Source organism: Microvirga sp. ACRRW (genome assembly GCF_022346925.1).
Lineage (GTDB): Bacteria > Pseudomonadota > Alphaproteobacteria > Rhizobiales > Beijerinckiaceae > Microvirga.
The window spans coordinates 465771-485981 of the sequence record NZ_JAKRNJ010000003.1 but is presented as its reverse complement, the minus strand read 5'-3'; the positions used below and the strand labels follow the sequence as shown (position 1 = coordinate 485981).

Here is a 20211-nt window from a genome sequence, read left to right as displayed (position 1 = left end):
AGGCTGTCGTGCGCTCCCTTCTGATCCCCTTCCTCATCGCTTTCGAACTGCTGGGAGCACGGATGGCAGCGGCGCAACCCGCTCCATTCAACATGGGCACGACGCCCGGCGCGCCATCAGCCGATCCGCGTCCGCCCGTGCAGCCTCAGACGCCGCAGCCCGATGCTCCGCCTGCCGCAAGCTTCGACATGCGCGGCTCCTCGCCCACACCGCAATCGACGGCTCCGCAAAGCGCGCCCGCTGCACCGATGAATGGCGCAGCGCCTTTTCAGGTAGCGCCGAATTCCGCGCCGCGTCCCGCTCCCAGGCCCACCATTGCCGCGTCACCGACGCGCCCTGGCGCAACGCGCATCGAGCGTCCGATCTTGCCGTTCGAGACCATGCGCCTCGATGGCGAGACGGACGCGCAATCCTGGACGTTCCACCTGACGCAGGACGAAGCGTCGAGCGGTACATCCATCGCCGTCGGCTACAAGAATGCCGTCGTTGTGATGCCCGAAGCCTCGCGCCTCAGGATCGTGATCAACGGCGAAACCGTGGTCGACACGCCGATCCAGTCCTCCGAGACCATTAAGAGCGTGACTGCCTCGGTCCGCCCAGGGTTGCTGCGTGCGGGATCGAACTTCATTCGCATGGAAGCCTTCCAGCGCCATCGTACGGATTGCACCATCAACGCGACTTATGAGCTCTGGACCGATGTGGATTCGGCTTCCACGAAGCTCATCTTCGCCGAGGGCGCCACAAAGACCCTGCGCAGCCTCGAAGACCTTCCCGCCATCGGCGTCGATGCGAAAGGCGTCACGACGATCCGCGTCGTCGCGCCTAAGGTCTACCGTCCCGAAATCCGTGAACGCCTGCTGCGCCTCGTGCAGCTGATCGCCTTGCGCGGACGCTATGCCCGTCCCGTGATCCAGGTGGTGGAATCCGATCCGGGGCCGTCACCCATCGGCACGATCAAGGTGGTGATGGGACCTGCCGGCGAATTGCGCGGGCTGGTTCCGGGCCTGCCGGATGCGGCCATGTCCCAACCCCTGACCATGATGATGCAGGAGGCGGGCTCCACCGGCTCCACGCTCGTCGTGTCCGGCCCCGGCTGGAACGATCTGGACTCCGCCATCGCCCTCATCGGCGCGCAGGTCACGAATTCCGCGAATGCGGAGAGCGGCATCGTCGATACGGCGTCCTGGCACTGGCCGGATGTGAACACGGCTTTCGGCCGCCACTCCTTCCGCTTCGCGGATCTCGGCATCGCGACGCAGGAATTCTCGGGCCGTCGCCTGCGAAGCCGGTTCATGCTGAATCTTCCGCCGGATTTCTATGCGACGGAATACGGCGAAGCGCTGGTCTATCTCGACGTGGCCTATACCACGGCGGTCAAGCCGGGCAGCCACGTGAATATCTTCGTCAATGACAAGATCGGCACGCAGCTCGTGATCACGGCGCAGGGCGACGTCGTCAAGCGCCACACCATCCGCTTGCCCCTGAAGAACTTCAAGTCCGGCCTCAACACGGTCTCGGTGGAAATCGGCCTCCTGACCGATGCGGATGACCGCTGCGTGCCTGGCGAGACGCTCTCGGAAACGAACCGCTTCGTTCTGTTCGACACCAGCAGCCTCGAGTTTCCGGAATTCGGACGCATGGGACGCCAGCCCGATCTCGGCGTTCTGAGCGCGGGCCATTTCCCCAATGAGGATGTGCCGACGACCGTGGTTCTCGCCCGCCCCGACACGCTGAACGTATCAGCCGCTGGCACGTTTCTGGCGCGCATGGCGCGCAGCGCCGGTCGGCCGATGCGCACACAGTTCGCCAGTGCGGTCTCCGCGGACGATGAATCCGTTCTCTTCATCGGCGCCGTCGACCAGATCCCCGCGGGCCTCCTGAATCGCGTGCGCGTCTCGGAACATCTGCGCATGGTCTGGCCCGCAACGCCGCTCCAGTCCGAGGCATCGTCTCAGAAGCTCGCCAGCACGGAATTCAGCATGAACGTGCAGCAGAACTCCGTAGACCGCAACGGCACGGCATCTACCGACGAGGTGCGCAAGCGCTGGTCGGAATCGTTCCGCAGGCAGGGCGTTCTGCAGCAGACCTTCGGCTCCATTCAGGACTGGATGGAACAGACCTTCAGCCTGTCAGTTTCGTCCCTCTCACTGAATCAGCGTCGGGACAACCCTTATGAGCCGCCGCAGCGCTCGACCCTTCTCATCGCGCAAAACCGGGCTCCGGAAGCAGGCGTCTGGACACTTGTGACGGCGCGTTCCGAAGAGGCGCTGGCGGAGGAGATGGCCCGCCTCGCGGATCCTCTTCTGTGGTCGAAAGTTTCAGGCCGCGCCGTCGCGCTCGACCCGCGCGAATTCAGGCTGCAGGTCGAACCGATTCAGGATTACGAATTCGTCCAGACACAGCCCTTCTCGCTGTGGAACCTGCGCCTTGTCGCGGCGAACTGGATGTCCGCCAACATCCTTCAATATGCCCTGCTCATGGTGGTGTTCTGCCTTTTCCTGGGAAGCGGAACATATCTGCTCCTGAAACGCCTGGGACGGCCTTCATGAGGGGCTTCGCGAAACGGGGCCTGCTTCTGTCCTGCCTTCTCGCGGGAGTGCTCTCGATCGCCTCTTCGATGTCATCAGCCCAGAACGTGAGTGTGCAGCCGTTGAACGTTGTCGGCACCCTGCCGACCGCCGAGTGGGAGGCCTACCGCTCCAAGTTCATCGAGGATAGCGGCCGCGTCGTCGACAATGCCAACGGCAATATCAGCCACAGTGAAGGGCAGGGCTACGGCCTTCTTCTGGCGCTTGCCGCCAACGACCGCGCCGGCTTCGAGAAAATCTGGACATTCACCTTCACCGAACTCCTGATCCGCGACGACGGTCTCGTGTCCTGGAAATGGGATCCCGAGGCCAAGCCCCGGGTTTCCGATCGCAACAACGCGACCGATGGCGACATCCTCATCGCCTATGCACTGGCGAAGGCGGGCACGGCCTGGAACGAGCCACGCTATACGACCGCCGCACAGAAGCTCGCGGCGGCTATCGGCAAGCATACTTTCGGCCGCAGCGGAGGAAACGTCTTTCTTCTGCCCGGGGCGGAGGGCTTCAATGCGGGAGAGCGTCCGGACGGCCCGGTGATCAATCTCTCCTATTGGGTGTTCGAGGCCTTTCCGGTGCTGGCGAATCTCGCGCCGGAATACGAATGGACCCGCGTCTGGCGGGAGGGAGTCACGCTGCTCCAGCAGGCAACGTCCGGCCGGGTTCGCCTCCCCGCGGACTGGCTCTCCATCCAGAGCAGAATGCAGACCAAGCCTGCCGACGGCTTCCCTCCGGAATTTGGTTACAACTCCTTAAGGATACCGCTTTACCTTCTCAGGGCAGGAATGACCGATTTGGAGTGGTTGCGAGCGCTTAAAGTACGCTGGTCCGCCGAGAATGAAGGGGTTGCCGTCGTCAATGTCGTGACCGGAAATGTCCGGGAGCGTCTCAACGATCAAGGCTATGCCATCCTCTCGGCCGCGCTGGCCTGCGTATTGGATGGAACACCCGTTCCGGACACGCTGAAGACGTTCGAGCCGCAGCTCTATTATCCGTCGACCCTGTATCTGATGACGAAGTCCTGGCTCGGTGAAAAACATCCGCAATGCGTCTAGCTAGCAGCGCCATAACGATTGCGGTCCTGGTACTGGGCTTCGCGGCAATCGCGCAACAAGTTGGACCCGGCGGGACACAGCCTTCTCCTGCGCCCTCCCCTGCTCCCGGCACGCCTGCCTCTCCCAATCAGCCGCAGGTGGACGAATCGGCCCTTCGCTATTTCGCATCTCAGGGCGACACCCGCCGCGTGAACGCCGAGATCGCCCGCCTGCGCGCGCTCTATCCCAACTGGACGCCGCCGAGCGACCTGTCTCAGCTGTCGTCCGGCCCTGCCGTGGCCGTCGATCCGATCATCGAGCGCCTGTGGAACCTCTATAAGGAGGACCGCATCGCGGAGGTGCGCGCGGCCATCGCCGAGCGCCAGTCCACGGACCCGAACTGGAAGCCGCCGGAGGAGTTGACGACGGCGCTCAACTCCGTCGAGGCGCGCCGCCGCCTGACCAACGCATCCGATTCCAGCCAGTGGCGCACGGTTCTCACCGTTGCGACGGAAAACCCGAATCTTCTGACCTGCGTGAACGTGGACGTGCTCTGGCGCGTCGCCGAGGCCTTCGCCAAGACCGATCAGGCCAATCGCGCACGAGACGTCTATACCTATCTCCTCACCAATTGCGGCAATCCCGGCGAGCGCCTCGCAACCTTGCAGAAGGCGCTGACCGTTCTTCCCGAAACGCAGGTGGCAGATCTGCTCCAGTTCGAGCGGAAGACGGGCGAGGCGCCCGACAATTTCGACTCGATCCGCGAGGAATTGGCCCGCCGCCGCGTGGAGCGCGCCTCGAACGACGACAAGACGACCGCTTCGGCGGAAGACCTCGCCGTCGTCGAACGGCTGATCCGCAATTCGAACGAGCCCGGCCCCGTGCTGGTTCTGGCCTGGTACAATTATCACCATGGCAATCCCGCGCGGGCGCTTGAATTGTTCAAGACCGCTCTCGACCGCAATGGCGGGAACAAGGCCGCTGAAGGATATGCCATGTCCTTACGCGCGCTGGAGCGCATCGCGGAAGCGGAAGCCTTCGCCTATGACTGGCGCGACAAGGCGCCGGAAAACATGAAGGTCTATCTCGACGTGGCGACCGCCCTGCTGACCCAGGACCCGCCGCCACGTCTCGAGCCCCGCGTGGTGTCGCGCATCGTGCCCGTCGTCACGAGCCAGCGCTTTCCGGACGGGGCCCAGGCTCTGGGCTGGTACTCCTACAACACCAGTCAGTTCGCAACCGCGCGGGATTGGTTCCGCCAAGCCCTGAACTGGCGGGCCGAGGACGAGCCTTCGGCCTATGGCCTTGCCCTGTCCACGCAGCGCCTGAACGACAAGGCCGGCTTCAATGCCATCGTCGCACAATGGCGCAACCGCTCCGAGCGCATCGCGGATCTTGCTGACGGCACCACCCCTGTCCGCCCAGGCCAACCGCGCGTCCCCCAGGCTCAGACGACGCAGCCCGCTCCCGTCCAGGCCGAGACACCGCGCGTGGTGGTCGAGCGCAGCACCGCCGTCGAGGTGGAGCCGAGGGTCCGTACAACCACTGCAACCGGCAGCACGAGCGGACGCCGCAACTGCATCATGACCCGCAGCGCCGATGGCATGGCTCCCGACGCGGCGCTAACTCTCGGCTGGTGCCTGATGGAAGCGAACCGCCCCATGGAGGCCGTGAACGCCTTCGATCAGGCCATCCGGCGCGGCAGTGCCCGCACGCGCGAGGAGGCTGCCTATGGCAAGTCCCTCGCCTATCTGCGCAAGAATCTGACCTCTGAGGCCGCCGTCGCTGCGGCCCAAGCCCCGCAGACCGGCCAGCGCCGGGTGGAGCTCGGCGCCTCCATTCTCGCGCAACGGGCGCTCGCCGCCTATCGCGACGGGCGCTACGTGGAAACGATCCTGGCCTTGAGCGAGCGGGCGCGGATCGTGCCGGAGCAGAACGATCTCATGCTGATCCGCGGCTGGTCCTACTTCAAGCTCGGTCGCCACAAGGACGCTGAGAAAGTTTTCCGAGCCGTCCAGCGCACGGGCTATTCCGAAGAAGCCAGCGTCGGCCTGAATGCCGTCCTGGAAGCGAGCATCCCCAACCGTCAGTAACGCATTCGCTTGGACGACCCTTCCGGTCATGAATCAGACCTGCGGAAGTTGGTCTTAACCTTACCGAAGCTGCATTCCGGCCTGAAACCATCCCGGTTTGCGCCGGCTGTGGATGGAATGTGGCGAAATCCTCGTCAAACACCTTGGAATCTCGGAAAATTGAAACGGTCCGGTTTTTGAAAAAAACTGCGCGAAGCGGCATGAAATGGTAAATTTCTTCTAAAAATTAGCCAAGGCCGTCGTGACAGATTGACTTTATTGGGGCTTCGCACCTTAACTTCGTCACAGAACGGCCATGTAGGCCGTCTCAGAGGACCTAGATAATGAAGAAATCAGCCCTTTTCGCAGCTATCTGCGTTCCGGCTTTCCTGGCAGCCGCCCCGCTGGCAGCCAAAACCCTCGTGTACTGCTCCGAGGGCAGCCCGGAGAACTTCTATCCCGGCATCAACACGACCGGCACCTCGTTCGACGTGAACGAGCACATCTACGACAACATCGTCGACTTCGAGCGCGGCGGCACGAAGGTCGTCCCCGGCCTCGCCGAGAAGTGGGACATCTCTGCTGACGGCACGGTCTACACCTTCCACCTCCGCAAGAACGCGAAGTTCCACTCCAACAAGAACTTCAAGCCGACCCGCAACGTGAGCGCCGACGACATCGTGTTCATGTTCGAGCGTCAGTGGAAGGAAGAGAATCCTTACTTCAAGGTCACGAGCCCGAACCACTCCTACTTCACCGACATGGGCATGCCCAAGCTGCTGAAGTCGGTCGAGAAGGTTGACGACTACACCGTCAAGATCACGCTCAACCAGCCTGAAGCTCCGTTCCTGTCGAACCTCGCCATGCAATGGGCTGGCGTGCAGTCGAAGGAATATGCCGACGCCATGCTGAAGGCCGGCTCCCCTGAGAAGATCGACCAGGATCCGATCGGCTCGGGCCCGTTCACGCTGGTTAACTACCAGAAGGACGCCATCGTCCGCTTCAAGGCCTTCCCTGATTACTGGGGCGGCAAGGCAAAGATCGACGATCTCGTGTTCGCCATCACCCCTGACGCTTCCGTCCGCTGGGCGAAGCTCCAGAAGGGCGAGTGCCACGTGATGCCGTATCCGAACCCGGCTGACCTCGAGGCCATCAAGAAGGACCCGAACGTCACCCTCATGGACCAGCCCGGCCTGAACATCGGCTACCTGGCCTACAACACCACGAAGAAGCCCTTCGACGACGTGCGCGTCCGCAAGGCGCTCAACATGGCGATCAACAAGAAGGCTCTCGTCCAGGCGATCTACCTCGACTCGGGCGTTCCGGCCACCAACCCGATCCCGCCCGCCCAGTGGTCGTACAACAAGTCCATCAAGGACGATGAGTACAACCCGGAAGCCGCCAAGAAGCTTCTTGCCGAGGCTGGCTACGCGAACGGCCTTGAGACCGACCTGTGGTCCCTGCCCGTCCAGCGCCCGTACAACCCGAACGGCAAGCGCATGGCCGAGCTGATGCAGGCCGACCTCGCCAAGATCGGCGTGAAGGCTGAGATCAAGTCCTACGAGTGGGGCGAGTATCGCAAGCGCGCCCAGGCTGGCGAACACCAGATGGTGCAGCTCGGCTGGACCGGCGACAACGGCGATCCGGACAACTTCCTGCACACCCTGCTCGGCTGCGCCTCGGCACAGACCGCTTCCGGCTCGAACGTCGCGAAGTTCTGCTACAAGCCCTTCGACGATCTCGTCACCAAGGCGAAGGTCGTGACGAACCAGGCTGAGCGCACGAAGCTCTACGAGCAGGCCCAGGTGATCTTCAAGGAGCAGGCTCCTTGGTTCACGGTGGCTCACGCCGTGCAGCTGAAGCCGGTCCGCAAGGAAGTCGTCGACTTCAAGCTCTCGCCCTTCGGTCGCCACACCTTCTACGGTGTTGACATTAAGGGTAAGTAAGGCTTTTCCATTGGCCTCCGGCGGAGCAGCTTTCTGGCTGCTCCGCCTTTTTCCGTTTTATAAGACATGATCCGCTTCATCCTGACCCGTCTGAGCCTCCTCATTCCGACCTTTATCGGAATCACCCTGGTGGCCTTCTTCCTGATCCGGCTCGTCCCCGGCGACCCGATCGAAACCATGGCTGGTGAGCGCGGCATCGATCCCGCACGCCACGAGCAATTGAAAAAAGAATTCGGCCTGGATCAGCCTTTGCTGGTTCAGTATGGAATCTATATCAACCGCGTCCTGCACGGCGACCTTGGCAAGTCGGTCGTTACGCGTGAATCCGTCCTGACCGAATTCCAAACCCTGTTTCCGGCAACGGTCGAACTGGGCGTCTGCGCCATCCTGTTTGCCCTGATATTCGGAATTCCGGCCGGCATTCTGGCGGCGGTCCGGCGAAATTCGATCTTCGATCACGGTGTGATGGGTCTATCCCTGACAGGATATTCCATGCCCATCTTCTGGTGGGGCCTCATCCTGATCCTGCTGTTCTCCGTTCAGCTCGGCTTGACGCCGGTCTCAGGCCGCATCGACGTTCTTTATTATATCGAACCGGTCACGGGCTTCCTGCTGATCGACTCGCTCATGTCGGAAGACGAGGGCGCGTTCCTCTCGACCGTTGAACATCTGATTCTGCCGACCATCGTGCTTGGCACTGTGCCGCTTGCGGTCATTGCCCGCATGACGCGCTCGGCCATGCTCGAGGTTCTGGGCGAGGACTATATCCGCACGGCGAAGGCCAAGGGTCTTTCACGCTTCCGCGTGATCGCCCTGCATGCACTGCGCAACGCCATGATCCCGGTCGTGACCGTGATCGGCCTTCAGATCGGCGTGCTCTTCACCGGCGCCATTCTGACCGAGACGATCTTCTCCTGGCCCGGCATCGGCAAATGGCTGATCGAGGCGATTTTCCGCCGCGATTACCCTGTTCTCCAGGGAGGCCTCCTGCTTGTCGGCGCCATTGTCATGAGCGTGAATCTGCTTGTCGATCTCACCTATGGCCTCATCAATCCGCGCATTAGGCATACGCGATGACCACTGAAACCATGGAAGCTCCGGCCGTCGCTGCACCGACGGCCACCCCTCCCCATCCTTTCCGCGAATTCTGGGGCTATTTCAGCGCCAATCACGGGGCCGTTGCCGGCCTTGTCGTGATCGTGATCGTGGTGTTGCTCGCTCTCCTCGCGGATGTGATTGCACCTCACTCTCCCTATATCACGGACACAACGATCGCCCTGAAGCCGCCGTTCTGGCAGGAAGGCGGCTCGATCGCCTATCCGCTCGGCACGGACCCGATCGGTCGCGACATGCTTTCGCGCCTCATCTACGGCGCGCGCCTCTCGCTGCTGATCGGTATCATCGTCGTGGCGGTCTCGATCGTTGTCGGCACGATCCTCGGTCTCATCGCCGGCTATGTGCGCGGCGTGACAGAGATCGCGATCATGCGCCTTATGGACATCATCCTCACCCTGCCGAGCCTCCTGCTCGCCATCGTGATCGTGGCGATCTTGGGCCCCGGCCTCATGAACTCGATGATGGCCGTGGCGTTGGTGATCCTGCCGCATTACGTGCGCCTTGCACGCGCGGCCGTCATCACCGAGGTCTCGAAGGATTACGTCATGGCGGCCCGCGTGAGCGGCGCCGGACCGTTGCGCCTGATGTTCAAGGAAGTGCTGCCGAACTGCACTGCACCTCTTATCGTGCAGGCCTCGCTCGGCATCTCGACTGCGATCCTCGACGCCGCCGCGCTCGGCTTCCTCGGCCTCGGCGCGCAGCCGCCGTCGCCGGAATGGGGCACCATGCTGGCCGACGCGCGTGAGTTCGTGCTCCGTGCCTGGTGGGTCGTGACCTTCCCCGGTCTCGCGATCCTCATCACGGTGCTGGCCTTCAACCTTCTGGGCGACGGCCTTCGCGACGCGCTCGATCCCAAGCTGAAGAGGTCCTGATCATGGCGCTTCTTGAAATCGAGAATCTCGTCGTCGAGTTTCAGACAACCTCCGGGATGTTCCGAGCGGTCGACGGCGTATCGCTGAAAGTGCACGAGCGCGAAGTTCTAGCCATCGTCGGCGAATCCGGCTCCGGCAAGTCCGTGTCGATGCTCGCCGTGATGGGCCTCCTGCCCTGGACAGCGAAAGTCACCGCGGACAAGATGACCTTCAACGGCCGCGATCTTCTGAAACTGTCGGATGGCGAGCGTCGCAAGATCGTCGGCAAGGACATCGCGATGATCTTCCAGGAGCCGGTGGCAAGCCTCAACCCATGCTACACCGTCGGTTTCCAGATCGAGGAAGTGTTGCGCTTCCATCTCGGCCTTGGGCGCAAGGCACGGCGCGCACGCGCCATCGAGCTTCTGACCGCGGTCGGCATCCCCAATCCCGCCGAGCGCCTGGACTCGTTCCCGCACCAGATGTCGGGCGGCCAGTGCCAGCGCGTGATGATCGCCATGGCCATCGCCTGCAACCCGAAGCTCCTGATCGCCGACGAGCCGACCACGGCGCTCGACGTGACGATCCAGAAGCAGATCCTCGACCTTCTCGTGAAGCTGCAGGCCGAGCACGGGATGGGCATGATCATGATCACCCACAACATGGGCGTGGTCGCTGAGACCGCCGACCGTGTCGTGGTGCAGTACAAGGGTCGCAAGATGGAAGAATCCGACGTGTTGTCGCTGTTCGAGAACCCGCGCAGCAACTACACCAAGGCCCTTCTCTCCGCATTGCCCGACAACGCGACGGGCGACCGCCTGCCCACCATCGCCGATTATTTCAAGGACGGAAGCGAGATCGCCGGAGCGGCCGTATCATGAGTGTTGTTCTCGAAGCCAAAAACATCGTCCGGGACTACCAACTGCCCGGAACCCTCTTCTCCAAGGGCGGCGTCGTCCACGCCGTCAAGGGCGTGAGCTTCACGGTCGAGAGGGGCAAGACCCTTGCCATCGTCGGCGAGAGCGGCTGCGGCAAGTCCACGCTTGCGCGCATTCTCACGCTGATCGACCCTGCGACGTCCGGCGATCTCTTCATTCAAGGGAAGAAGGTCGACATCACCAAAGGTGACCTGACGAAGGATCTGCGCCGCGAAGTGCAGATCGTATTCCAGAATCCTTACGGCTCGCTCAATCCGCGCCAGAAGATCGGCGATGTTCTGGGTGCGCCGCTGGTGATCCAAGGCGGCGTGCCGGCCGACGAGCGCCGTGACCGCGCCATGGCCATGCTGAAGAAGGTCGGTCTCGGCGAAGAGCATTACAACCGCTATCCGCACATGTTCTCCGGCGGTCAGCGCCAGCGCATCGCGATTGCGCGTGCTCTGATGCTCAATCCGAGCCTGCTCGTTCTCGACGAGCCGGTTTCCGCACTCGACTTGTCGGTTCAGGCACAGGTGCTGAACCTGCTGGCCGACCTGCAGGACGAGTTCAACCTCACTTATGTCTTCATCAGCCACGACCTGTCGGTGGTGCGCTACATCGCCGATGAGGTGATGGTGATGTATTTCGGCGAGGCGGTGGAATACGGCACCCGCGACGCGGTGTTCTCCGATCCGAAGCACGACTACACCAAGACGCTCTTCGCGGCGACGCCGAATGCGGATCCCGCGAGCATCAAGGCGCGTCTGGCGCGGAAGAAGGTTGCCTGAGAATTTTTAAGCAGTCATCCCGGGGCTGCGCAGCAGAACCCGGGATCGTCCACCAGATTTGCTTAATGTCATGGCCGGGCTTGTCCCGGCCATTTTTCATTTTCAGATCCTCCCACCTCATCCTGAGGAGAAGTCGTAGACTGCGTCTCGAAGGAGGATCCAGTGCGTTCTGGCACATCCTTCGAGACGGCGCTGACGCGCCTCCTCAGGATGAGAGTTTAGGATGATGAAACGAAACCTTTACGCCGGCAGCGGCAGACGCTTTCCCGCATCCGCCTCGTTCGCAGCCTGCTTCGTCGTAACGGTCTGCGGCAACTCCTCTTCGCCCGTGGCGACCTTCAGGCATCGCACCACTGCATCGCGCATCGACGAGACGTAGTAATCCGCGCCTAGGGTCGAGCGCATCGCCTCGCTCTTGAGAACGGCATCCTCCGCAGGCCAAAGCCCGACGAGAATGGGAGCCTTCGGAGCCTGCTTTCTGAGGCGGCGCAGCAAATAGCGCAGATGCGCCGGCGTGCCGCTGATTTCCAGATAGCTGATGCAGATCATCTGCACGCCGCTCATGTCGAGATTGAAGATCGCTGAGCGCGAAACCGCTTCATGGCGCACGAGGCTACTTCCGAGGCCATGCTTGTTCAACAGCTGCGCCAGCATCTCGGAGGCGGCCTCATCCAGCGGACCGCGGCCTGCGATGCACATGACGGCGCCTTCCGTCTTCCACGCCTCGGCGATCTTGTCCTCGTGCGGCATCTCGCCGATCACGGCAGGCTCCTTGATTTCCGGCTTCTCGCTTTGCGGCGACGCAACCGGTTCGTCCTGCGTCTCATGAGGCTTGGGCTCCACATCGTCATGCGAGCCGAGATCCTGCACGAGCGCCTTGATCACATCGCGCACCTGATCGAGCTGGCGATGGGTGAGCACGCCGCGCGTGGCATCGTTTGCCGCAAGCTGCAGGCCTTTGAGCGCAACCTCATCGTAATAGGAAGTGAGAGAGCGCTCCTTTAATAGAACTTCCGCCGAGTCCAGCGCCTCGTCCGGATCGCCGGCGAGCATGCGCTGATAGAGATTTTCCGCTGGCGTCAAAGCGGGCCTGTCGCCGAGCAGCACATCGAGAAATTCGAGTCGCTCTACATGGCGCCCGAGCACGACGAGGCAAAGAGTGAGCGGCGTTGCGATAAGCAGTCCGACAGGACCCCAGATCCATGTCCAGAAGATCGCCGAAATCACGACAGCGAAGGGAGACAGGCCTGTGCTCTGGCCATAGACGACGGGCTCGACCACATGCCCCATCAGCGGCTCGCCGATGACGAACAGAGCAGCCGCCATGAGCGCCATGGACCAACCGGGATCGACGGCGGCGGCAAGCAGAATGGGGGGAGCTGCCGCGAGGAAGGAGCCAATATAAGGCACGAAGCGCATGAGCGCCGCGAAAACGCCCCACAGGGCCGGGCTCGGCACGCCGATGGCCCAGAGGCCGAGGCCCGCCACCACGCCGAAGCTCGCATTCAGCGCGAGTTGTATCAGGAAGTAGCGGCTCAAGCGCCGCGCCGCGTCGTCCATGGCCACGGTGGTGCGATGCAGGTCGCTGGAGCCGAACAGGCGGATCATGCGGTCCCGCAGATCCTCCCGCTGCATGAGGATGAAGACGAGCACCACGAAGACGATGCCCATGGTCGCCAGGGGCTTGAGCAACGGGAGCAGGATATCGCGCGCCACCTGGGTCGGCGACGGAGCCGGCTCATGGACTTCGACGGGCAGAGGCTTCGGCTCCTCCGGTGCGGGCGGTGCTGCCGCGCTGGGAGCCTGGGATGCGGCTTCCTCTTCCGGCTTCTCAGCTACGGCCTTGTCGAACCGGCGTCCGAAATCCCGCATGAGACCCGGTAATTTGCCTAGCGCGCCTTCGCGCAGGGAGCCGACCTTGCTCTCGATGGTGGTCTGGTAGCGAGGGAAGTCGGAGGCCAGGCCCGCCAGCTGGAACCCGATGAGCCCGCCGAGGGACACGATGATCCCCACGGCCACGAGCACCGCAATGATGACCGAGGGAACCCGCCCCAGATACCTGCGCATCACGTCGACGAAGGGAGCGAGCACGAAGGCGAGCAGGACGGAGAGGACGACGGGCAGGAAGACCTCCCGGCCTACATAGAGCCCCGCCAGGACGACGACGCCCACGGCCAGGGTCATCAGGCCGGACAGGCCTGGGACGCCGGGAGGCTGGATCTCCGTTTCCGGGGGCGTCGCTGGGGTCGGCGGTGAGGGCATCGGCTTCGAATCTCTGCTGCGCCGCGAGAACATCTCGCCGGTAGCAAACAACGTTCGGAACCGCAAAAACGATCCTTGGCCGTTGGGCACAAAGCAAACTTGAGACCTTTTGCCATCTGGGACCGTGGCCAACGGTTCCCATCTCAAGGATACCCTCTGGCCTCTTTCCAAGGTTTCCCAAGAATTTCGCCCAAGAATTTAACCCATGTCGCTCACGAGACGCAGCCTTCTTGGCCGGCGCGGCACTCGCCGCCTCCCCTTCCTTCTTCATGCCCAAGAGGATCAAGCCCCATCCATGCCGGTTCAGGAAAAGCGCAATCGCTTCACGAGCGGCGGCAGGACCATTGCCGTCGAGACCTTTCAGACCGCCGGGGCCACGCAACGCCCCGCGTTGCTCATGCTGCATGGGGCCGACGGGTTGAGCTATAACGCGCAATATCGCAAAGGCGCGCAGGAAGTCGCCGCAGCAGGCTATCAGGTGCACCTCGTCCATTATCTCGACCGGACGGGCGAGAAACGGGCTTCCTTCGCCACCCTGTTCCAGAACTTCATGCCCTGGATGAACACGGTGCAGGACGCGTTGAGCTTCGCCGCCGACTATCCCGGCGCGGATGCGGGCCGCATCGGCATCATCGGCATTTCGCTGGGTGCGGCTCTGGGTCTTGCCGTCTCCTCGACGGATCCGCGCGTGAAGACCCTCGTGAACTATTTCGGCCCCCTGCCCCAGGGCGCGATTGCAACCGCCGCGCGCCTGCCACCCACCCTGGTGCTGCACGGTTCAGTCGATCCTATCGTGCCGGTGGCGAACGCCTATGCGGTGGAAGCGTTGCTGCGCCAGCAGAACGTGCCGCATGAGGTAAAAGTCTATCCGGGCCAGGGCCACGGCTTTCGCGGCGCGGCGGAAAAGGACGCCACCCAGACCGCCCTCGCCTTCCTGCGCCGCTATCTGGTCGGAGCTGACGCCGCACCTCTTCCGATGGGCGGCTGAGGCCGCTACAACGGCATAACGAAAACGTTCAGTGGAGCATGCTGGCAATGGCATCGAGCACGACCCTCTCAGGCAACCCTCTTCTCGTGACCTGGAACACGCCTTTCGGCCTTCCGCCGTTCGAGAGCGTTCTTCCTGAGCATTACAAGCCGGCCTTCGATCATGCCCTTGCCGAGCAGCAGGCGGAGATCGCGGCGATTGCCGACAGCACGGAGGCTCCCACCTTCGCCAACACCATCGAAGCGCTTGAGAAGAGCGGCGCTGCCATGAAGCGCGTGGGCGGCGTGTTCTTCAACCTTGCGGGCTCGCACACCAACGATGCGATCCAGGCGACTGAGCGCGAGATGGCGCCCATCCTCGCCAAGCACCGCAACAGCATCTTCATGAACGCGGCGCTCTACAAGCGCGTCGCCGCCCTCTACGACAAGCGCGACAGCCTCGGGCTGAGCGCGGAGCAGGCACGTGTTCTCGACCGCTACCATACGATCTTCGTGCGCGCGGGCGCGAAACTCGGAGCGGAACAGAAGAAGCGGCTTGCGGCCATCACAGAGCGCCTTGCAAGCCTCGGCACGCAATTCGCACAGAACGTGCTGGCCGACGAAAAGTCCTATCAGCTTGTGCTGGAATCCGGGGATGATCTTGCAGGCCTTCCCTCCTTCCTGCGCGAAGCAGCGGCGCAGGCCGCGGAAGAGCGCGGCCTGAAAGGCAAATACGTCATCACCCTGTCGCGCTCCAGCATCGAACCCTTCCTGCAATTCTCCAAGCGCCGCGATCTGCGCGAGCAGGCCTTCAAGGCCTGGGCCTCGCGCGGCGACAACAACGACGGGACCGACAACAAGGCGATCATCACCGAGATGGCGGCCTTGCGCGTCGAGCGCGCGAAGCTGTTGGGCTACGAAACCTTCGCTGATTTCAAGCTCTCCGACACCATGGCGAAAACGCCGGATGCGGTGCAGAAGCTGTTGAACGACGTCTGGACGCCCGCCCGTGCCCGCGCGCAAGAAGAGCGCGACGATCTTCAGGCGCTCGCCCAATCACAGGGCGACAACATCGTCATCGAGCCTTGGGACTGGCGCTTCTATTCGGATCAGGTGCGTCTTGCGCGCCACAATCTCGATGAAGCAACGATCAAGCCGTATTTCCAGCTCGACCGGATCATCGAAGCCTCGTTCGAGACGGCGCATCGCCTTTTCGGCCTGAGCTTCCGTGAGATGAAGGATTTTCCGAAATATCATCCCGACATCCGCGCCTGGGAAGTGCTGGATGCAGGCGGCCATCACATCGGCACTTTCATCGGCGATTACTTCGCCCGCTCCTCGAAGCGCAGCGGAGCATGGATGAGCGCCTTCCGCTCGCAGGAAAAGCTCACCGGCGACATTCGCCCGATCATCGTCAACGTGATGAACTTCGCCAAAGGCAGCCCGGGTGAGCCTTCCCTGCTGAGCTTCGACGATGCGCGCACGCTCTTCCACGAATTCGGCCACGGCCTCCATGGCCTTCTCTCCAACGTGACATATCCGCTGCTTGCAGGCACCGCCGTCTCGACGGACTTCGTGGAGTTGCCGTCGCAGCTTTACGAACATTGGCTGTCGCAACCCGACATCCTGCGCCGCTACGCGACCCATTACAGGACGGGCGAGCCGATTCCGGAGGAGTTGCTCGAACGCCTCATGGGCGCGCGCAATTTCAACCAGGGCTTTGCTACGGTGGAATATCTGGCCTCCGCCTTCGTCGATCTTGAACTCCACCGCCGCAAGGATGTGACGGGTCTCGACGTTTCGGCGTTCGAGAAGGAGACGCTGGAGAAGATCGGCATGCCGCGTGAGATCATCATGCGCCATCGCACGCCGCATTTCCTGCACGTGTTCTCGGGCGACGGCTATTCGTCAGGCTATTACAGCTATCTCTGGTCGGAGGTGCTGGACGCAGACGCCTTCGTGGCGTTCGAAGAGACGGGCGATGCCTTCAACAAGAACATGGCAGAGAAGCTGAAGAGCTTCATCTATTCCGCGGGCAATCTGCGCGACCCAGTGGAAGCCTACACCGCTTTCCGCGGTCGCTTGCCCACGGCGGACGCGCTTCTGGCCAAGCGCGGGTTGGCGGCGTGACAGCAGGGCAGGCGCGCCAAGCGCCTGCCTTTAAGCCATATGGGTTAGAAGCTGCTTCGAAGGCCTCGTCAGGCGAAAGTGAATCCGCACATTCTGCGGCAGACGCTTCGGCGGGGCTACTTCTTGAGGCTGAGACACGGCAGCGGTGGGATACGGACGCAAGACGCTTTTCAGGAAAGCCATTCCCTGAGGATCGACTTTCAAGGCTTTCGCATCGAGCACGGGCATAAAGCGCATTCCCTTCGTGTTGGTGTTTTTTCGGAACGCAACGCTTGCAGGAAAAACGGCCAACTTGTGGCAAGGTTCCCGCCTATCCCGAGAACCTGTATTCGCTGACCTGCCTTGAAACCTGCCCCGGCTCGAGAATGGACGACGGAAAATGGGCGATATTGGGGCTGTCGGGAAACCGTTGCGGCTCCAGGCACATACCCGCGTGACGCCCGTATTTCATGCCGTCCAAGCCTGAAACAGGGATGTCGATCATGTGCCCGGCATAGAACTGGACGCCGGGCTCAGTCGTCCAAAGCTCCATGGTCATACCGTTCTTCGGCGATTCAAGCACCACAGCCTGGCGGAGTACTCCATACGGGCCGCGCAGCACAAAATTCGTGTCGTAGAGCGTATCGTCGTTGATCAGCTCCGCGCCGATGGGACGCGGGCTCGTGAAATCGTAGGCCGAATCCGCCACGCGCAGGATCTCACCGGTTGGAATGAGATCGGGATGCGTCGGCGTAATGTAGTCGCCCGCGATCATCAGGCGATGAGACAGAATGTCCGCGCTGCCGTCGAGGTTGAAATAACCGTGCGTGGTCAGATTGACCGGCGTCGCTTTGTCGGTTGTCGCCGTCAGCTCTACTCGCAGGGTGCGTGAAGGCAGAAGCGTATAGGTGCATGTGGCGACGAGCCTGCCGGGATAACCCATGTCGCCGTCCTCCGACACGAGGCTCAAGGTGACGCCGGATTCTGTGTGTTCGACGATGCTCCAGATCCGCGTGCCGAAACCTTTTGTACCGCCATGGAGCTGGTTCACGCCCTCATTGGCATTGAGCTTGTAGGTCTCGCCGTTGAGAGTGAACTGCGCCTTGCCGATGCGGTTGGCGTGCCGTCCTACGATGGCGCCGAAATAGGGCGAGTGGGCAACGTAATCCTCAATCGAATTCAGCCCCAGCAGCACGCCCTGCGGACCCTTGACTGTCGGCACGATGAGTTCGCGGATCACCGCGCCCCAAGTGAGCACGCGCATTACGACGCCGTCGGGGCCGGTGAGCGTGATCTGAAAAACGTCTTGTCCTTCGACGGAGCCGAAATTCTCGATCGCCATGACATTACCCTTGGAAGAGGTTGGTCTTCAGGCCGCGAATGCCGCCCGTATCGACCTTGAAGAGATGTCCTGCCATCGGGTCCACATGCGGATCGTGTCCGATGGCGGCAGTGGTGATGTAGAGCGTCGTCAGATCCGGCCCGCCGAAAGCGCATTTCGTCACCTGCGCTGTCGGTACTGGCACGGTGCGCTCCACCGATCCGTCCGGCGCGAAGCGCGTGATGCGCGAGCCGCCCCAATGACAGACCCACACATAACCTTCCGCATCCACCGCCATGCCGTCGGGATGGCCCCAGCCCTTCTCGAACTGGACGAAGCGACGACGCTCGCCCACCTGACCGTCATTCACATCGAACGCATGGATCGTGCCGTTCACGGTGTCGGTCGCATAAAGAATCTGCCCGTCATGGCTGAAGGCAGGACCGTTGGTGACGATGAAGCCAGAATGGAACTGTGTGAGTTCCTTGCCATCCCAGCGCCAGAACGATCCGCTCTCGTCGGTCTCGTCGTCGTGCATGGTGCCGAAATAGATCGCGCCGTCTGGCCCCACGTAACCATCGTTGATGCGGTTGCCCGGCAGGTCCTTCTCCGGTGCGACGATGGGATCGACGGAGCCAGACTTCAGGTTGAAGTGGGAAAGGCCGGACTTGAAACCCGCCACCACCACATCGGGATCGGGGGTGAGCGCGATGAAGCCGATGCGCTCGGGCGCCTCGATCCGCGTGTGCTCGTTCGTGTCCGGATGATAGCGCCACACGGCAGGGTTCTTGATGTCGACCCAAAACACGGTGTTCGAACGCTCGTCCCACACAGGACCTTCGCCGAGCAGGCACGCGCTTGCTACCGCCACATGCGGCATTTGAGGGTGGACGATTGGATTGGTCATGGTGTCCCCTTTTTCATCAGGCTGCCTGCCGCGCCTTCATTGGCCGGTAACGGGCATGAGGCGCGCACGGTTCAATTCACGCAACGGCCCCATCCGCGATCCGGCGCGCGAGGGAGACCAGGCTCATATCGGACCCCGCGGGCCCCATGAGGGACAATCCGAGCGGTGCTCCCTGGCGGGAGGCGAGCGGGATCGACACCTGCGGCAGGCCGGAGAGCACCGACAAGCAGAGCAGGTTCAAGGCATTGTTGCGGTAATCGTTGAGGGCATCGTCGCTCTCGGAGAGCAGAGGCGCCACATCCGGCATGGTGGGGAGGATGAGCACCGTGTCCCGCGCCAGGAGGACATTGAACCGGGCCCGGAAGGCGCTGCGAATCACCTGCGCCTCCGTCACCTGCGAATCGGTGACCTCGCGGGAGAACGCGAACCGGTCCGCCACGCCCGGCCCCAGGGGCGGCCGGTAGCGTTCGATCATCGGCCCATCGACGCCCCAGGCCTCCCGGCTCTGGATGTAGCGCATGGTCCAATAGAGGGCAGTGAAGCCTTCGGTAGCCACGGTCACATTCTCAGGCGACCCGAGCAGAGCCTCGACCTGATGGATCGCGGGCGCCAGGACTTCCCTTACCTCCGGACTCAGAATGCCGAACGCATCCTTCGCCAGAAGAACATGGGGCTTGGGTGAGAGCGGATTGCTGTCCGTCCCTAGCAGGACCTCGCCTACCCGCACGAATGCTGCACCGTTGCGGGTGAAGTATCCGCAGGTATCGAAGGAGGGCGCGAGATCGTGGCAAAGCTCCAGGCTCACGCGGCCATGGGTCGGGCGGATGCCGAAGAGACCGCAATGGCTGGCAGGCGCGCGCACGGAGCCACCCGTATCGGTGCCGAGGGCAAAATCGCAGAGCCCGTTGGAGACGGCGGCAGCCGAACCGGACGACGAGCCGCCGGGAATGCGATCCGGCGCGCCTCCGTTCACCGGCGTTCCGAAATGGGCGTTCTTGCCGCTCATGGAAAAGGCGAGTTCATCGGTGATCGTCTTGCCGATGAGCCGCGCCCCGGCATCGAGGAGCCGCTGCACGGTTGGCGCCGTGCGGGTCTTAATGCCGGACATGGCCAGCATGTGAGGCGATCCGGCGCTCGTGGGATAGCCCGCGACATCGAACAGATCCTTGGCGGCAAAGGTCAGGCCTGAGAGCGGACCACGCTCCGCATGAGGCACGGCAACGGCCGGATAAGGCATGAAGGCGCGGGCGGGATCGGCGTCGAGGAGCATGGAACCACGGAAGGATGAGGGAACGGGGGCTGAGAATGTGTCATTCCTTCCTCAGCCTAGGCAAGGT

The 20211-nt window shown here is 62.5% G+C and carries 14 protein-coding genes; 10 read left to right on the top strand and 4 right to left on the bottom strand.

The genetic code is table 11. The features are described from left to right. Positions 1–8: 8 nt before the first annotated feature. The 8 genes from MHY87_RS09635 (at position 9) to MHY87_RS09600 (ending at position 11309) form a co-directional block, all read left to right on the top strand. A complete protein-coding gene (locus MHY87_RS09635) occupies positions 9–2549 on the top strand; it encodes a cellulose biosynthesis cyclic di-GMP-binding regulatory protein BcsB (RefSeq protein WP_239351320.1) in 2541 nt (846 codons plus the stop codon). Then, entirely contained in the window at positions 2546–3640 is a 1095-nt protein-coding gene (locus MHY87_RS09630) for a glycosyl hydrolase family 8 (protein ID WP_239351319.1), read from the top strand. The genes MHY87_RS09635 and MHY87_RS09630 overlap by 4 nt, the downstream gene beginning before the upstream one ends. Continuing rightward, a complete protein-coding gene (locus MHY87_RS09625) occupies positions 3631–5712 on the top strand; it encodes a tetratricopeptide repeat protein (protein WP_239351318.1) in 2082 nt (693 codons plus the stop codon). Before MHY87_RS09630 ends, MHY87_RS09625 begins: the two co-directional genes overlap by 10 nt. A gap of 323 nt (positions 5713–6035) precedes the next feature. Then, the gene (locus MHY87_RS09620; protein ID WP_239351317.1) at positions 6036–7637 is read left to right on the top strand and encodes an ABC transporter substrate-binding protein; all 1602 of its coding nucleotides are present in this window, start codon (positions 6036–6038) and stop codon (positions 7635–7637) included. A gap of 66 nt (positions 7638–7703) precedes the next feature. Continuing rightward, positions 7704–8714 (top strand): ABC transporter permease subunit, encoded by a 1011-nt coding sequence (locus MHY87_RS09615; protein WP_239351316.1) that lies wholly within the window; start codon positions 7704–7706, stop codon positions 8712–8714. Beyond that, on the top strand, positions 8711–9625 hold the full coding sequence (locus tag MHY87_RS09610) for an ABC transporter permease subunit (RefSeq protein ID WP_239351315.1): 915 nt from the start codon (positions 8711–8713) through the stop codon (positions 9623–9625). Before MHY87_RS09615 ends, MHY87_RS09610 begins: the two co-directional genes overlap by 4 nt. Positions 9626–9627: 2 nt before the next feature. Continuing rightward, the gene (locus tag MHY87_RS09605) at positions 9628–10485 is read left to right on the top strand and encodes an ABC transporter ATP-binding protein (protein ID WP_239351314.1); all 858 of its coding nucleotides are present in this window, start codon (positions 9628–9630) and stop codon (positions 10483–10485) included. After that, on the top strand, positions 10482–11309 hold the full coding sequence (locus MHY87_RS09600; RefSeq protein ID WP_239351312.1) for an ABC transporter ATP-binding protein: 828 nt from the start codon (positions 10482–10484) through the stop codon (positions 11307–11309). Before MHY87_RS09605 ends, MHY87_RS09600 begins: the two co-directional genes overlap by 4 nt. Before the next feature lie 240 nt (positions 11310–11549). Here the strand turns inward: MHY87_RS09600 and MHY87_RS09595 are convergent, their stop codons facing one another. After that, positions 11550–13571 (bottom strand): AI-2E family transporter, encoded by a 2022-nt coding sequence (locus MHY87_RS09595; RefSeq protein WP_239351310.1) that lies wholly within the window; start codon positions 13569–13571, stop codon positions 11550–11552. A gap of 295 nt (positions 13572–13866) precedes the next feature. Here MHY87_RS09595 and MHY87_RS09590 point away from each other — a divergent pair, with 295 nt between their 5' ends. Then, positions 13867–14559 carry a dienelactone hydrolase family protein gene (locus MHY87_RS09590; protein ID WP_239351308.1) on the top strand — a complete coding sequence of 231 codons (693 nt, stop codon included), beginning with the start codon at positions 13867–13869 and terminating at the stop codon, positions 14557–14559. A gap of 47 nt (positions 14560–14606) precedes the next feature. Beyond that, entirely contained in the window at positions 14607–16667 is a 2061-nt protein-coding gene (locus MHY87_RS09585) for a M3 family metallopeptidase (protein WP_239351306.1), read from the top strand. 310 nt (positions 16668–16977) lie between these two features. Here the strand turns inward: MHY87_RS09585 and MHY87_RS09580 are convergent, their stop codons facing one another. From MHY87_RS09580 to MHY87_RS09570, 3 genes are all read right to left on the bottom strand, one after another. After that, positions 16978–17988 (bottom strand): aldose epimerase family protein, encoded by a 1011-nt coding sequence (locus MHY87_RS09580; RefSeq protein WP_239351304.1) that lies wholly within the window; start codon positions 17986–17988, stop codon positions 16978–16980. 4 nt (positions 17989–17992) lie between these two features. Beyond that, a complete protein-coding gene (locus MHY87_RS09575; protein WP_239351303.1) occupies positions 17993–18874 on the bottom strand; it encodes an SMP-30/gluconolactonase/LRE family protein in 882 nt (293 codons plus the stop codon). A gap of 76 nt (positions 18875–18950) precedes the next feature. Then, on the bottom strand, positions 18951–20144 hold the full coding sequence (locus MHY87_RS09570; RefSeq protein ID WP_239351302.1) for an amidase: 1194 nt from the start codon (positions 20142–20144) through the stop codon (positions 18951–18953). Positions 20145–20211: the final 67 nt, after the last annotated feature.